Genomic DNA, 13,817 nt, shown 5'->3' on the forward strand with positions numbered 1-13,817 from the left:
AGATCCACACACCGGATGAGACGATGACCCGGGACGAGCAGGAGGGTGCAGGATGGCGGTGACTCTCGCCGAGGTCGCGGCGCACGCGGGCGTGTCGCCCGCGACGGTCTCGCGGGTGCTCAACGGCGGATACCCGGTGGCCGGCGGCACCCGGACGCGGGTGGAACAGGCCGTCGAAGAGCTCGGCTATGTGGCCAACGGCCCCGCCCGCGCCCTCGCGGCCGCCAGCTCCGACCTGGTCGGCGTCCTCGTCCACGACGTCTCGGACAGCTTCTTCGGCATCCTCGCCGGATCCTTGCAGAGCGCCCTCGCCCCGGCCGGCCAGGGCGACCCCCGCCGGCTCGCCGTCGTCTGCAACACCGAGGGCGCCCCCGCAGCCGAACTCGCCTATCTCACCCTGCTGGAGGGCCAGCGCGCCGGCGGGGTGGTCCTGACCGGGGGCGCCGTCGAGGAGCCCGGGCACACCGCCGCGCTCACCACCCGCATCACCCGGCTGGCGGGCACCGGCGCCCCCGTCGTCCTGTGCGGGCGGCCCCCGCTGCCGGTACCGGCCGCCCTGCCCGTCGCCACCGTCATGTTCGACGACCGCGGAGGGGCCTTCCGGCTCGCCGAGCACCTGCTGACGCTCGGCCACCGGCGCATCGCGTACATCGCCGGACCCCCGGGACTGAGCACCACCCGGGAGCGGCTCGGAGGACACCGCGAGGCCCTGAGGCGGCACGATCCCGCCCTGCCCGAAGCCTGCGACCCGCTCACCGTGCACGCCGGCTTCGAGCGCTCCGCCGGCTACGACGCCACCCGTGAACTGCTGCGCCGCGGGGCATCTTTCACCGCCGTCGCCGCGGCCAACGACACCGTCGCCACCGGAGTTGCCGCGGCTCTGCGCGAGGCCGGCCTGCGCATCCCCGAGGACGTCTCCGTCGCCGGCTTCGACGACCTCCCCTTCTGCGCGGACACCGCCCCCGCGCTGACCACCGTCCGCGTGCCGCTGCGCGAGGCGGGCATACTCGCCGCCCGCCTGGTCACCGGCCGCAAGCCGCTGCCCCCGGGCGGCATCACCACCCTGCCCACCGAACTCATGGTGCGCGGCTCCACCGGGCCGCCCCCGGCCGACGGGAGCCGCCCGTGAGATACGCCTTCTCCACGCTCGGCCTGCCCGGCACACCGCTCGACCGGAGCGCCGCCCTCGCCGCCGCCCACGGCTACCAGGGCCTCGAACTGCGCGCCCACGCCGAGGAGCCCCTCCACGCCGACAGCCCGCCGGCCGACCGCACGGCGGCCCGGCGCACCCTCGCCGCCGTCGGCGTCCGCGCCCTCGGGGTGGCGGGGTACGCCCGGGTGGCCGCCTCCGGCGCGGACGAGCCGGTCCTCGCCGAGCTGCACGCCCTTGTCCGGCTCGCCGCCGACCTCGAAGCCCCCTACCTCCGGGTGTTTCCCGGCGGAGGCGGCCGGCCCGAGGCAGTCGCCGATGCCCACGCCGTCCGCCGGCTGGCCGCCGCCGCGCCGTTCGCCGAGCGGCACGGTGTGCGGATCCTTCTTGAGACGCACGACTCGCACCGGACCGGGGCCGCCGTCGCTCGGGTGCTGGACCGGGTCGCGCATCCCGGCGCGGGCGCGCTGTGGGACGTACTGCACACCTGGCTCGGGGGCGAGCAGCCGGCCGAGTCGCGGCAGGCGCTGGACCGGCATCTGGGGTACGTACAGGTGAAGGACGTGGCGTCGGCGCACGAGCTCACCCCCCTCGGGCTCGGCACCGGAGTGCTGCCGCTCGCCGAGGCGGTGGCCGCCGTACCGCCGGACGGCTGGCTGTGCTGGGAGTACGAGAAACGCTGGTATCCCGGCGCCGCCCAGCTGCCGGGGCAGCTTGCGCGGGGCCGGGAGTACCTGGAGCATCTGGCGGCCTAGGCGACGGCGGCAGCGGCAGTGGCAGTGGAGGCGGCCCCTCAGGCCGAGTAGGCGAGCCGCCCGCGGTCGACGGCGTAGCGGAATTCCAGACCCAGGGCGTACCGTTCCAGCTCCTCGACCGCCGTCGCCGCCAGCCGGTCCAGCTCCCCGCCCAGCGAACCCGCCACATGCGGGGTGAGCAGCACGTTCGGGAGGTCGTACAGCGGGGATCCGGCGGGCAGCACCTCGGGCTCGGTGTGGTCGAGTACGGCGTGCAGCCGCCCCGCGACCAGCTCCCCGGTCAGGGCCGCGGTGTCGACGAGCGAGCCCCGCGCGGTGTTGACGAGCGTGGCGCCGTCCGGCATGAGCGCCAGCCGGGACGCGTCCAGCAGATGACGGGTCCCGGGCAGCTCGGGGGCGTGCAGGCTCACCACGTCGCTGCGGCGCAGCAGTTCGTCCAGCGCGCAGGACTCGGCGCCCAGCGCGGCGAGCCCGGCCGTGTCGGCATACGGATCGTGGACGAGCACCCGCAGATCGAAGGGGCGCAGCAGTTCCATGACGCGCCGGCCGATGAGGGAGGCACCGACGATGCCGACGGTGCGCCGGTAGTTGCCGACGGCCGGGTAGCGGCGCAGCAGATCGATCGGGCGGCGCGCCGCACGGTAGGCCTGGGCGGATTCCAGGACCCGCTTGTTGGCGAACAGGATCGCGGCGAGCGTGTACTCGGCGACCGGCACGGCATTGGCGGCAGCGGCGCTGGAGACCAGCAGCCCCCGTTCCCAGCAGGCCTCCGTGACATGGTGTTTGACACTGCCGGCGGCATGCACCACGGCACGCAGCCGCGGCATCAGCTCCAGCGCCCCGGCGTCGAGCGGCGGGCAGCCCCAGCCGGTGAACAGCACCTCGGCCTCCGCGAGACGGCGGCGGAGCTCGGGCACGTCGTGCTCGAAGCCGGTCAGCAGCAGGTCGGTGTCCACATCGGCGACCCGGACGAGCTCGGGCAGCATCCGGCCGCTGAGGACGGCGGCCCTGGTTCCGGGGCTCATGGCGAGCACCGTGGCGGGGCGGCGCCGGTGCGGGAGGGAATGGTGGGTCACTTGATGGCTCCTGCGGTGAGACCCGAGCGCCGGAACCGCTGCAGGCCGAGGAATGCCGGCGCGAGAAGGACGACGGCGACGAGTGATCCGGTGATCACCAGGGGACAGAGCTCGCGCTGCCGGCAGACGCTGCGGTTCCACATGTACAGGCCCAGGCCGACGGGGTAGAGCCGTTCGTCGTTCAGCATGGTCAGCGCGCCGTGGAAGTCGTTCAAGATGGCCGTGAAGGTGAACAGGAAGATGGTCACAAACCCCGGCCGCAGCATCGGGAACGACACGTGTGCGAAGAGCCCCGGTTCACCCGCACCGTCGACGCGGGCGACGTGTCCGGCTGGGGCACCGGACTCGGCCGCACCACCGTCGTCACCCTCCGGTGAACCCCGCCGGCCTTCCCCGAGAGATGCTCTTCCCGTGAAGCGAACCAGCACCCGCCTGGCCGACGGCCGCGAGATCCTCTACTACGACGCAGACGCAGACGACGGCGCAGACGGCGGCGCGGCCCGCGCCGTCCCCGACACCCGGCCCCTCGACGCGTCCGCCACCCCCTGCGAGGTACGCCGCGACCCGCTGCTCGGCGACGCCGTCGTCATCGCCTCCCACCGCCAGGCGCGCACCTACCTGCCCCCCGCCGACGCCTGCCCGCTGTGCCCCTCCACCGAAGGGCACGCGAGCGAGATCCCGGCCCCCGACTACGACGTGGTCGTCTTCGAGAACCGCTTCCCCTCCCTCGCCGGCGACACCGGCCGCTGCGAGGTCATCTGCTTCACCTCCGACCACCGGACATCCTTCGCCCAGCTCGACGAGGAACGGGCCGCACTCGTCCTGGCCGCGTGGACCGACCGCACCGCCGAACTCTCCGCCCGCGAAGGGGTCCGGCAGGTCTACTGCTTCGAGAACCGGGGCACCGAGATCGGCGTGACCCTCGCCCACCCGCACGGGCAGGTCTACGCCTTCCCCTTCATCACCCCGCGCACCACCCGCATGCTCGCCACTGTCGCCGCCCACCGCGCCCGCACCGGCGGCAACCTCTTCGAGGAGGTGCTCGCCGCCGAACGCGCCGAGGGCACCCGGGTCGTCCTCGAAGGGGAGCACTGGACCGCCTTCGTGCCCTACGCCGCACGCTGGCCTTACGAGGTCCACCTCTACCCGCACCGCCGTACCGCCGACCTGACCACCCTGGACGACGCGGCCCGCGCCGAGTTCCCGCGCCTCTACCTGGAGCTCCTGCGCCGCTTCGACCGGCTGTTCGATGCGCCCGCACCCACCCCCTACATCTCCGCCTGGCACCAGGCACCGGCCTCCGGCGAGGGCCGGGCCGACTTCGCGCTCCACCTCGAACTCTTCACGGTCCGCCGCACCGCTGACAAGCTCAAGTACCTGGCGGGAACGGAATCCGGAATGGAGGCTTACATGAACGATGTCCGGCCCGAGGACGCGGCCGTGCGGCTGCGGGAGGTGGCGAGCCGATGAACCACACCGCGGACGGATTCCGCCGGTTGTACGGGTCGGCGCCCGAGGGAGTCTGGGCGGCTCCCGGACGGGTCAACCTGATCGGCGAACACACCGACTACAACGACGGCTTCGCGCTGCCCTTCGCGCTGCCGCAGCGCACGGAGGTGGCCGCCGCCCGGCGCGCCGACGGGACCGTCCGGCTCCACTCCGCCGACGTTCCCTCCGGCGTGGTCACCCTCCGCCCCGCCGACCTCGACCCGGCCCGTCCGCCCACCGGCCCCGAGGGCTGGGCCGCGTACCCGGCCGGGGTGCTCTGGGCCCTCCTGGACGCCGGCCTTCCCGTCGGGGGCGCCGATCTGCACGTACGGTCCGACGTGCCGGCCGGGGCAGGCCTGTCCTCCTCCGCCGCCCTGGAGGTGGCCACCGCACTGGCACTCACCGACCTGTACGGCATCCCGCTCACCCGGCCCGAACTGGCCGCGCTCGCCCGCCGCGCCGAGAACGCCTACGTCGGCGTGCCGTGCGGGGTGATGGACCAGGCGGCCTCGGCCTGCGCCACCGAGGGCCACGCCCTCCACCTCGACACCCGCACCCTCGCACGACGACACATCCCCTTCGACTGCGCGGCGGCCGGACTGCGCCTCGTGGTCATCGACACCCGCGTCAAGCACGACCTCGCCGACGGGGCCTACGCCGAGCGCCGCGCCACCTGCCACGGCGCGGCCGCCGCACTCGGCCTGCCGGCCCTGCGCGACCTGCCGTACGAGGAGCTGGAGCAGGCCCTGTCCCGCCTCGACGACCCGCTCCGGCGCAAACGGGTCCGGCACGTGGTCACCGAGAACGAACGGGTCGTACGGGTGGAGGAGCTGCTGCGCGCCGGACGGCTGCGCGAGGCGGGTCCGCTGCTGACCGAGGGCCATGCCTCGCTGCGCGACGACTACGAGGTGTCCTGCCCGGAGCTCGACCTGGCGGTCGCCACCGCCAACGCGGCGGGCGCGTACGGGGCCCGGATGACCGGCGGCGGTTTCGGCGGCTCGGCCCTGGCCCTGATCGACGCGGCTGCCGAACCGCTGGTGGCCGAGGCCGTGACCGAGGCCTTCGTACGGGCGGGCCACAAGCCGCCGCGCATCACGGCGGCGGAGCCCTCCGCCGGCGCGGGCCGCAGGGTGTGACGGACGGCGGGACGGGAGGTCCGGGGCGGCCGGCAAGGCCGGACCGGGCTGCCTAGACTGGCCACTTCGCCGATCAGCAGCCGGACGCCGGGCCCCGGACGAGTGTGGAGGAACCCACCGCATGCGCTACATCCCGCTGGGAAGTTCAGGTCTTCAGGTCTCCGCCGTCGGACTGGGCTGCAACAACTTCGGCGGCCGCCTCGACGCCCGGGCCACCCGGGCCGTCGTCGACGCGGCCCTCGACGCGGGGATCACCCTCCTCGACACCGCCGACATCTACGGCGGGCGCGGCGGCTCCGAGCGCCACCTCGGACAGGCCCTCAAGGGCCGCCGCGACCAAGTGGTCCTCGCCACCAAGTTCGGCTACGCCGGCATGGACATGGAGTACGGGCCCGCCGCCGGATCCCGCGGCGGCCGCGCGTACATCCGGCGGGCCGTCGAGGAGTCCCTGCGCCGTCTGGACACCGACCACATCGACCTGTACCAGCTGCACAGCCCCGACCCGGCCACCCCCGTCGCCGAGACCCTGGCCGCGCTCACCGAACTCGTCGCCGAAGGCAAGATCCGCTACATCGGCCACTCCAACTTCAGCGGCTGGCAGCTCGCCGAAGCCGCCCACGTCGCCCGCGAAACCGGCGCGGCCCCCTTCGTGTCCGCGCAGAACGAATGGTCGCTGCTCCAGCGGAGCGCGGAGCAGGAACTCGTGCCGGCCGCCGTGCACTACGGCCTCGGCGTACTCCCGTACTTCCCGCTCGCCAACGGCCTGCTGACCGGCAAGATCCGCCGGGGTGCGCCCGTCCCGGCCGGCTCCCGGCTGGAGGGCCGCGACACCTACCTCACCGAGGAGCGGCTCGACACGGTCGAGGCACTGGCCGCCGTCGCCGACAAGCACGGCCGCAGCATCCTCGAACTCGCCATCGGCTGGCTCGGCGCCCAGCCCGGCTGCTCCTCCGTCATCGCGGGCGCCACCTCCGCCGAGCAGGTACGGGCGAACGCGGCCGTCGCCGACCGCCCCCTGGAGCCCGCACTGCTCGCGGAGATCGACGCGATCGCAGGGGAGTGAGCCCCGGCGCGGACGCTCAGACGGGCGAACCCGACAGAGCCTCCACCTTGCCGGTGACCAGTGAGTAGTAGGCGCCGACGACGCCCAGGGCGCCCTTCTTCACGAGGGGCCCCAGGTCGGCGTTGGCCCGCAGATCGTCCGCGGTCACCTTGATCTGGTGGTGGGTCATGGTGTCGACGGGGTCGGCGCCCGGGTTCTTCACCGTCAGGTCGTACGCCGGCACCATGGCCTTCGCGATGGCCTGCAGATTGCCGGGCAGTGGTTTGCCGGACTTCAGCGCCTTGTACGAGGCCTCGACGGCGCCGCAGCGCTGGTGGCCGAGCACGACGATCAGCGGAGTGCCGCCCGTCATCGGCCCGTACTCGACCGAGCCGGTCACCACCGGGCCGACCGCCTGCCCGCCCGTTCGCAGCACGTACAGGTCCCCGAGCCCCGTGTCGAAGATCAGCTCGGGCGCCACCCGGGAGTCGATGCACGAGAGGACCACCCCGAACGGGTCCTGTGCCTCGGCGACCAGCTCGCGCCGCTCGGGATCCCGGTCGGGGTGATCGAGGTTCCCGCTCACCCAGCGCTTGTTGCCCTCCATCAGGCGCACGAACGCGGCCTGCGGGGTCGCCGGCCGCGGCTGCGGGGCGGCGGTCGTCGCCCTCGGGGCACGCGCGGCCGAGCATCCCGACAGTGCGACGGCGGTGGCCGCCGCCAGGCCGCCGGCCAGCACGGCCCTGCGATCCGGAAGTCCTGCTGTGTGCATCGGTGGTACCCCTCGGTGCCGCGCAGACGTGTCCGTACGTCGTGACGACGACGATTGTTCAGCGTGCCGGGGGACCCGGACGGCAGGCGCACGCGGGCGGGGACCCCGTTGCCACGGACGGCCCACCCGCCGGCCAGGTCCGTCCGCCGGCCGGGTCCGTCCGCCGGCCGGCCGTCCGACGGGCGGCTCAGGACACGATGTCCTTGCGGGAGAACCCGCGGAACGCGAGCGCGAACAGCACCAGCGCGTACGACGCCGACACCGCCGTCCCCTTGATCATCCCGTCCCACTCCAGCTGCGGTTGGAGCGCATCGGCCCACGCGAACTGCCAGTGGGCGGGCAGGAACTCCCGCCAGGATCCGAGGGCCGTCACCGCGTCCAGCACGTTGCCGACGATCGTCAGGCCGACCGCGCCGCCCACCGCGCCCAGCGGCGCGTCCGTCCGCGTCGACAGCCAGAACGCCAGTCCGGCCGTGACCAGTTGCGACACGAAGACATACGCCACCACCAGGGCGAGGCGCGGCACGGTGTCCGCGGCCGCCAACGAGCCTCCCGTGGGCAGCTTCAGCGGACCCCACCCGTACGCGGCCGTGCCCGCCGCCAGCGCCACCACCGGCAGCAGCACCATCGCCGCGAGGCTGAAGCCCAGCGCCACCACCAGCTTGCTCCACAGCAGCCGGGCCCTCGGCACCGGAGCGGCCAGCAGGTAGCGCAGCGAGGACCAGCTCGCCTCCGACGCCACCGTGTCCCCGCAGAACAGCGCCACCGGCACGACCAGCAGGAAGCCGGCCGACACGAACAGGCAGGTGGCCGCGAAGTTCGCGCCCGAGGCCGTCGCCGTGTCGATGAGCGTGACCCGGCCGTTGCCGCCCGCGCCCCCACGGCCGCCGTCCTGCCCGCCGCCCACCGCGAAGGCGATGATCATGACGAAGGGGAGCGCGGCGAGCACCCCGCCCATCACCAGCGTCCGCCGCCGGCGCCACTGGCGCAGCGCCTCCACGCGCAGCGGCAGCGTACGGCTCGCCCGGTAGCCGGCGGCCACCTCTGTCACGGCGCTCACGCCGCACCTCCGATCAGGGTGAGGAACGCGTCTTCGAGGCGGCGGTGCGGCCCCACTGCGGACACCGGCACCTCCAACCGCACCAGTTCGGCGATCAGCCCCGCGGCCGTCGCACCCTCCAGCCGCACCAGCAGTCCGTCGTCTGCCGCCGCCACCGACCCCACACCCTCCAGCGCGGCCACCTTCCCCACGATCGCCTCGTCCGCCGGCCCGGCCAGCGTCACCAGCAGGGTGTCCCCGCCGCCCGTGATCTCCGTGACCTCGCCGGCCTGCACGAGCCGGCCACGGTCCATGACCACCAGGTGGGTGCACGACTGCTCGACCTCCGACAGCAGGTGGCTGGAGACGATGACCGTCCGCCCGCCCGCCGCGTACCGGATCATCACGTCCCGCATCTCCCGGATCTGCGGCGGGTCCAGACCGTTCGTCGGCTCGTCGAGGATCAGCAGGTCCGGCATCCCGAGCATGGCCTGCGCGATCGCGAGGCGCTGCCGCATGCCCTGTGAGTACGTGCGCACGGCACGCTCCAGCGCGTCGCCGAGCCCGGCGATCTCCAGGGCCTCCGCCATGTGCGCGTCCTCGGCCGGGCGCCCGGTGGCCTGCCAGTACAGCTCCAGGTTGGCCCGCCCCGACAGGTGCGGCAGGAAGCCGGCGCCCTCGACGAACGCCCCGACCCGCGACAGCACCGGAGCCCCTGCCCGTACGGGGTGCCCGAACACCCGGATCTGCCCGGCGTCCGGCGAGATCAGCCCCATCAGCATCCGCAGCGTGGTCGTCTTCCCGGCGCCGTTGGGCCCGAGCAGGCCCAGGACCTGCCCCTTCTCCACCCGGAACGACAGGTCCCGCACCGCGTACCGGTCCTGTGCCTTCGCGTACCGCTTCGTCAGACCGGCGATTTCCAGTGGTACGTCGGCCAGCGCGGGGTCGGGCTGCGCTGCGTCGGCCCGCGTCCCCGCACTCTCCCGGCCGGCCCTCCGGATCCCCAGCAGCGCCGCGGCCAGCAGCGCCGCACCCAGCGGCAGCCCCCAGGTCCACGCCGGCAGCCCCGCCGGGGCCGTCCGCACCCCGTCGGCCACGGGAACGGCCAGGGCGCCCTGCACCCCCACCGTGTAGGTGGCCGGCGCAGCCGGGGACCCGTAGCCGAGGTCGGTGGCGGCGACGACGAGCCGCAGCCTGTGCCCGGCCTGCACGGCGTGGTCGACGGCGGGAAGCCGCAGCTCCACCGTCGTCCCCTGCTGCGCGTTCTCCACCCGCACCGGGGCGACCAGCTGGCTCGGCAGCACCGCCTGGCGCCCGTCGGGCCCGACGTCGTACACCTTTCCGAACAGGACGGCCGAACCGTCCGCCGCCGTCGACCGCACGTTCAGGGTGACGGTCGGGGTGCCGGTGATCCGCACCTCCTCGGTCAGCAGCTGCGATTCGAACAGGGCGTTCTGCCCGGGGAAGTCCAGCGACAGTCCGGCCCCGAAGGCGGCGAGCTGCCCGCCGATCCCGGGCAGCGAGGACAGTGCGGGCGGGGCGCCGCCCGCCGGATTGGCGAAGCTCTGCTCCCGGCCTGTCAGCGCGAACGGCCGGGGACCGGCGGCGAGCCCCGGGTAGTGCTCACCGCTCGCGCCGCGCAAGCGGACCGCCCCGTCGGTGGAGTCGATGCCGCCGGAGCGCGAGACCCGGAAGGCCGGGCCGGTGTCCGAGCCCGGGTCGTCCTTGAGGTAGCGGTCGAACCAGGCGGCCACACGGGCCTCGACCCGGCCGGACTCGCGCATGCCGCCGTCGTGCCCGCCGGCCGCCCAGTCCACGGAGACGGGCGCGCCGTTCGCCGAGATGGCCTTCGCCATGGCGTCGGCCTGGTCCAGCGGGAAGAGGGAGTCGTCCTGGCCCTGCACGATCAGGGTCGGCACCTTGATCCGGTCCCCGACCGCCGACGGGCTGCGCCGCTCCAGCAGGGCACGGGCCTCGGCGTCGGGCTTTCCGGCCGCCGCGACCCGCTCGTACATGGCGCACAGCTCGGGCCGGAACCGTCCGCAGGCGGCGGAGGGCTCGGACGGGGCGGAGGCACCGGCCCGGGCGGGGGCGCCGGAGGGGGCGGCCGCCGCGCCGGGTCTGTCCTCGGGCTGCAGCCCGCCGGTCGAACCGGTGGTGAAGAACAGCCCCGCCCACAGCTTCTTGAACACGCCCTGCGGGAAGAGGGAGTCCGCGAGGTTCCAGTACGTGATCTGCGGGGCGATCGCGTCGACCCGGCGGTCGTATCCGGCGGCGAGCAGCGAGATCGCCCCGCCGTACGAGGCACCCGCGACGCCGACGCGCGGGTCGCCGTCCCCGTCGAGCCGCACCTCGGGCTGCCGCGCGAGCCAGTCGACGAGCCGCGACACGTCCTTGACCTCGTAGTCGGGGTCGTTCAGTCCGATCTGCCCGCCGGACCGGCCGAAGCCGCGCGCCGACCAGGTCAGCACGGCGTACCCGTCCCGGGCCAGCCGCTCGGCCTGCGCGCGGACGTCGTCCTTGCTGCCGCCGAACCCGTGCCCGAGGAGCACGGCAGGCCGCTTCCCCGCGCCCCCGGCCGTGAAGTACGAGGTGTCGATGCCGGCACCCGGCATCTCCAGCACCTCGTCCCGGCGGTGCACCGCGGGCGCGGCCCCGGACGCGGCGGCGGTCCACGTGCCGGCCCCCGCGACGACGGCGAGCGCGGCGGCGCCCGCGAGCAGGCGGGTCCGGCGGCGCCGGGGCAGCCGGGGCTTCGGCAGTCGCAGCTTCATACGGGAACCCTAGACGCCGGGCACCCGGGCCCTGAGCGACCCCAGGCGGAACCGCCCACCTCCTGCAGGACTACCCGGGCGGCCCGGTGTACCGCGCCTGCGGTATCCGTACCCGACCTGCGCCGGACGCCGGGCGGCGGGAGGATGACGGCATGCTGCTCGCCGAGGTCGCGCGCGTGTCCCGGGAGGTCGCCGCGACCTCCGCCCGCTCACGGAAGACCGCCCTGCTCGCGCAGCTGTTCGCCGCCGCGCCCCCCGAAGAGGCCGGGCTGGTCATCTCCTACCTCGCCGGGCGCCTCCCGCAGGGCCGTCCCGGCATCGGCTGGCGCACGCTCGGCCGGGAGGTCGAACCCGCCGCCGAGCCCACCCTGACCGTCACCGCCGTCGACGCGGCGGTGACGGAGTACGCCGCCGTGGCGGGCTCCGGCGCGCAGGCCGGGCGGAGCCGGATACTGGGCGCCCTGCTCGGCGCGGCCACCGCACCCGAGCAGCGGTTCCTGCGCAGCCTGCTCTCCGGCGAGGTCCGCCAGGGGGCCCTCGACGCGGTCGCGCTGGAAGGGGTCGCCGCGGCCGCCGGGGTGCGGGCCGCCGAGCTGCGCCGGGCGGTGATGCTCGACGGCTCGCTGCCCCGGGTGGCCGCCGCGGTCCTGGCCGACGGCGCGGAGGCCCTGCGCGGGATCACCCTCCGCGTCGGGCAGCCCGTACAGCCGATGCTGGCGAACACCGCCAAGTCGGTGGCCGAGGCCCTGGCGGCGCTCGGGCCCTGCGCGGTGGAGGAGAAACTCGACGGGATCCGGGTGCAGGTGCACCGCGACGGGGACGACGTACGGGTGTTCACGCGCTCCCTGGACGAGATCACCGACCGGCTGCCGGAGGTGGCACAGCGGGTGCGGGCGCTGCCGGGGGAGCGGTTCATCCTTGACGGCGAGGTGATCGGGCAGACGCCGGACGGCCGCCCGGTGCCCTTCCAGGAGGTCGCGAGCCGGGTCGGATCGCGGGTCGACGTCGAGGCGGCCCGGCGGACGCTGCCGGTGGTCCCGTACTTCTTCGACGTGCTGGCGGCCGGGGACGAGGTGCTCCTCGACCTCCCGGTGCGCGAGCGGTACGCGGCGCTCTGCGCCCTCGTGCCGCAGGACTGCCGGGTCCGCCGGCTCGTCGTCGAGGACCCGCAGGGGCAGGCGGCCGCCGCCGAGGAGTTCTGGGCCGAGACCCTGCGCCGGGGCCACGAGGGGGTGATGGTCAAGGCCCTCGACTCCGTCTACGCGGCCGGGCGGCGCGGCAGGCACTGGCTGAAGGTGAAGCCGGTGCACACCCTCGACCTGGTGGTGCTCGCCGTCGAACGGGGCCACGGCCGGCGCACGGGACTGCTGTCGAACCTGCACCTCGGGGCCCGGGCCGCCGACGGCACGTACGCCATGCTCGGCAAGACGTTCAAGGGACTCACCGACGAGATGCTGCGCTGGCAGACCGGGCGGCTGCGGGAGCTGGCGGTGGAGGACGACGGATTCACGGTGCGGGTGCGGCCCGAACTGGTCGTGGAGATCGCCTACGACGGCCTCCAGCGCTCCCCGCGCTACCCGGCCGGGGTCGCCCTGCGCTTCGCGCGGGTGCTGCGGCACCGCCCCGACAAGAGCGCGGACCAGGCGGACACGGTGGAGACGGTGCTCGGCGAGGGCCGCAACGGCGACTGAACGTCTTTTGCCTCAGAGGCAAGGCAAATTGCCACACAGGCAGGATTCTGGCTCAATCGGGGTATGACTTCCGGTCCTGCCCCCGGCCCCGAAGGGCCCGACGAACCGGTCGGCCCCGACCTCGGCCCCGACCCCGGCCACGCCGCCGAAGAGCTGCCCTCCGTGGCGCCGCAGCTGCGGGAGCTGCGGCGTCGTGCCGGGCTCACCCTGGAGGCCGCCGCTGCTCGGGCCCGGCTCTCGCCCGCGCACCTGTCCCGGCTGGAGACCGGGCGGCGCCAGCCCTCGCTGCCGCTGCTGCTCGGACTCGCCCGCACCTACGGTACGACGGTCTCGGAACTGCTCGGCGAGACCCCTGCCGTCGCCGATCCCATCGTACGGGCGGGCGGTCCGGGTGCCCGCGAGGCCGACGGGTGGACGTACTGGCAGGCCGGCGGCTCCGGCCGCGGGATGCAGGCGCTGCGCGTGCACGTCCCCCATGGCCGCAGCCAGGGCGAGCTGGTCCGCGTCCACCCCGGTGAGGAATGGCTGTACGTCCTCAAGGGGCGGCTGCGGCTGCACCTGGCCGAGGCCGAGCACCTGCTGGAGCCGGGGGACAGCGCGCACTTCGACTCGCTCACCCCGCACAGGATCGGCGCGGCCGCCCCGGGCGGAGCCGACCTGCTGTTCGTCCACACCCTGCTGCAGAGCAGCCTCGCCGGGCTGTGCCTCGGCGGCGGTGCCTCCGGCGCGCCCGCACACCACCCCTAGCCCAGGAGCCCCACCATGAAGCTGCAGTCCAAGTTCCCCCGCGGCCTGCTGATCCGGCTGATCGCCTACTTGTTCGTCGGCCACCTCTTCGCCTTCTTCGTCTACCTCCTCTTCGTCCTGGGCGGCCAGAACCAGTAGCGGCCAGAA

At 74.6% G+C, this 13,817-nt stretch carries 12 protein-coding genes and 1 pseudogene; 8 read left to right on the plus strand and 5 right to left on the minus strand.

What is annotated here, in order from left to right:
- Positions 1-52 precede the first annotated feature (52 nt).
- Together ABTY04_RS12660 and ABTY04_RS12665 are read left to right on the plus strand one after the other, a co-directional pair.
- Positions 53-1,129, plus strand: coding sequence for a LacI family DNA-binding transcriptional regulator (locus ABTY04_RS12660; RefSeq protein ID WP_352213353.1), 1,077 nt, complete (start codon positions 53-55; stop codon positions 1,127-1,129).
- Positions 1,126-1,905, plus strand: coding sequence for a sugar phosphate isomerase/epimerase family protein (locus ABTY04_RS12665; protein ID WP_352213354.1), 780 nt, complete (start codon positions 1,126-1,128; stop codon positions 1,903-1,905). The genes ABTY04_RS12660 and ABTY04_RS12665 overlap by 4 nt, the downstream gene beginning before the upstream one ends.
- 38 nt (positions 1,906-1,943) lie before the next feature.
- Here ABTY04_RS12665 and ABTY04_RS12670 read toward each other — a convergent pair whose 3' ends face one another.
- A complete protein-coding gene (locus ABTY04_RS12670) occupies positions 1,944-2,930 on the minus strand; it encodes a hydroxyacid dehydrogenase (protein ID WP_352213425.1) in 987 nt (328 codons plus the stop codon).
- 47 nt (positions 2,931-2,977) lie between these two features.
- Positions 2,978-3,301: pseudogene (locus ABTY04_RS12675) on the minus strand (ABC transporter permease family protein); the annotation flags it as partial.
- Between the two features lie 91 nt (positions 3,302-3,392).
- Here ABTY04_RS12675 and galT point away from each other — a divergent pair.
- From galT to ABTY04_RS12690, 3 genes are all read left to right on the plus strand, one after another.
- On the plus strand, positions 3,393-4,451 hold the full coding sequence (galT, locus tag ABTY04_RS12680) for a galactose-1-phosphate uridylyltransferase (protein ID WP_352213355.1): 1,059 nt from the start codon (positions 3,393-3,395) through the stop codon (positions 4,449-4,451).
- Complete coding sequence (galK, locus tag ABTY04_RS12685; protein WP_352213356.1) at positions 4,448-5,605, plus strand: galactokinase; 1,158 nt, start codon at positions 4,448-4,450, stop codon at positions 5,603-5,605. The genes galT and galK overlap by 4 nt, the downstream gene beginning before the upstream one ends.
- A gap of 121 nt (positions 5,606-5,726) precedes the next feature.
- Entirely contained in the window at positions 5,727-6,668 is a 942-nt protein-coding gene (locus ABTY04_RS12690) for an aldo/keto reductase (protein WP_352213357.1), read from the plus strand.
- Positions 6,669-6,684: 16 nt separating this feature from the next.
- Here the strand turns inward: ABTY04_RS12690 and ABTY04_RS12695 are convergent, their stop codons facing one another.
- From ABTY04_RS12695 to ABTY04_RS12705, 3 genes are all read right to left on the minus strand, one after another.
- Positions 6,685-7,419, minus strand: coding sequence for a carbonic anhydrase (locus ABTY04_RS12695; RefSeq protein ID WP_352213358.1), 735 nt, complete (start codon positions 7,417-7,419; stop codon positions 6,685-6,687).
- A gap of 187 nt (positions 7,420-7,606) precedes the next feature.
- Entirely contained in the window at positions 7,607-8,479 is an 873-nt protein-coding gene (locus ABTY04_RS12700) for an ABC transporter permease (RefSeq protein WP_352213359.1), read from the minus strand.
- Entirely contained in the window at positions 8,476-11,232 is a 2,757-nt protein-coding gene (locus ABTY04_RS12705; protein WP_352213360.1) for an alpha/beta fold hydrolase, read from the minus strand. The genes ABTY04_RS12700 and ABTY04_RS12705 overlap by 4 nt, the downstream gene beginning before the upstream one ends.
- A gap of 152 nt (positions 11,233-11,384) precedes the next feature.
- Between ABTY04_RS12705 and ABTY04_RS12710 the strand changes: the two genes are divergently transcribed.
- The 3 genes from ABTY04_RS12710 to ABTY04_RS12720 all read left to right on the plus strand — a co-directional run bounded on the left by ABTY04_RS12710 (position 11,385) and on the right by ABTY04_RS12720 (position 13,808).
- Positions 11,385-12,923, plus strand: coding sequence for an ATP-dependent DNA ligase (locus ABTY04_RS12710; RefSeq protein ID WP_352213361.1), 1,539 nt, complete (start codon positions 11,385-11,387; stop codon positions 12,921-12,923).
- 63 nt (positions 12,924-12,986) lie between these two features.
- Positions 12,987-13,670, plus strand: coding sequence for a helix-turn-helix domain-containing protein (locus ABTY04_RS12715; RefSeq protein WP_352213362.1), 684 nt, complete (start codon positions 12,987-12,989; stop codon positions 13,668-13,670).
- A gap of 15 nt (positions 13,671-13,685) precedes the next feature.
- The gene (locus ABTY04_RS12720) at positions 13,686-13,808 is read left to right on the plus strand and encodes a DUF6126 family protein (protein WP_352213363.1); all 123 of its coding nucleotides are present in this window, start codon (positions 13,686-13,688) and stop codon (positions 13,806-13,808) included.
- Positions 13,809-13,817 lie beyond the last annotated feature (9 nt).

This window comes from Streptomyces sp. NPDC097981, from assembly GCF_040302565.1.
Taxonomy (GTDB): domain Bacteria; phylum Actinomycetota; class Actinomycetes; order Streptomycetales; family Streptomycetaceae; genus Streptomyces.

Coding starts and splice junctions, on each gene's coding strand:
- ABTY04_RS12660 (WP_352213353.1), top strand. CDS start 53: ATGGCGGTGACTCTCGCCGAGGTCGCGGCGCACGCGGGCGTGTCGCCC.
- ABTY04_RS12670 (WP_352213425.1), bottom strand. CDS start 2,930: ATGAGCCCCGGAACCAGGGCCGCCGTCCTCAGCGGCCGGATGCTGCCC.
- galK (WP_352213356.1), top strand. CDS start 4,448: ATGAACCACACCGCGGACGGATTCCGCCGGTTGTACGGGTCGGCGCCC.
- ABTY04_RS12690 (WP_352213357.1), top strand. CDS start 5,727: ATGCGCTACATCCCGCTGGGAAGTTCAGGTCTTCAGGTCTCCGCCGTC.
- ABTY04_RS12695 (WP_352213358.1), bottom strand. CDS start 7,419: ATGCACACAGCAGGACTTCCGGATCGCAGGGCCGTGCTGGCCGGCGGC.
- ABTY04_RS12705 (WP_352213360.1), bottom strand. CDS start 11,232: ATGAAGCTGCGACTGCCGAAGCCCCGGCTGCCCCGGCGCCGCCGGACC.
- ABTY04_RS12710 (WP_352213361.1), top strand. CDS start 11,385: ATGCTGCTCGCCGAGGTCGCGCGCGTGTCCCGGGAGGTCGCCGCGACC.
- ABTY04_RS12715 (WP_352213362.1), top strand. CDS start 12,987: ATGACTTCCGGTCCTGCCCCCGGCCCCGAAGGGCCCGACGAACCGGTC.
- ABTY04_RS12720 (WP_352213363.1), top strand. CDS start 13,686: ATGAAGCTGCAGTCCAAGTTCCCCCGCGGCCTGCTGATCCGGCTGATC.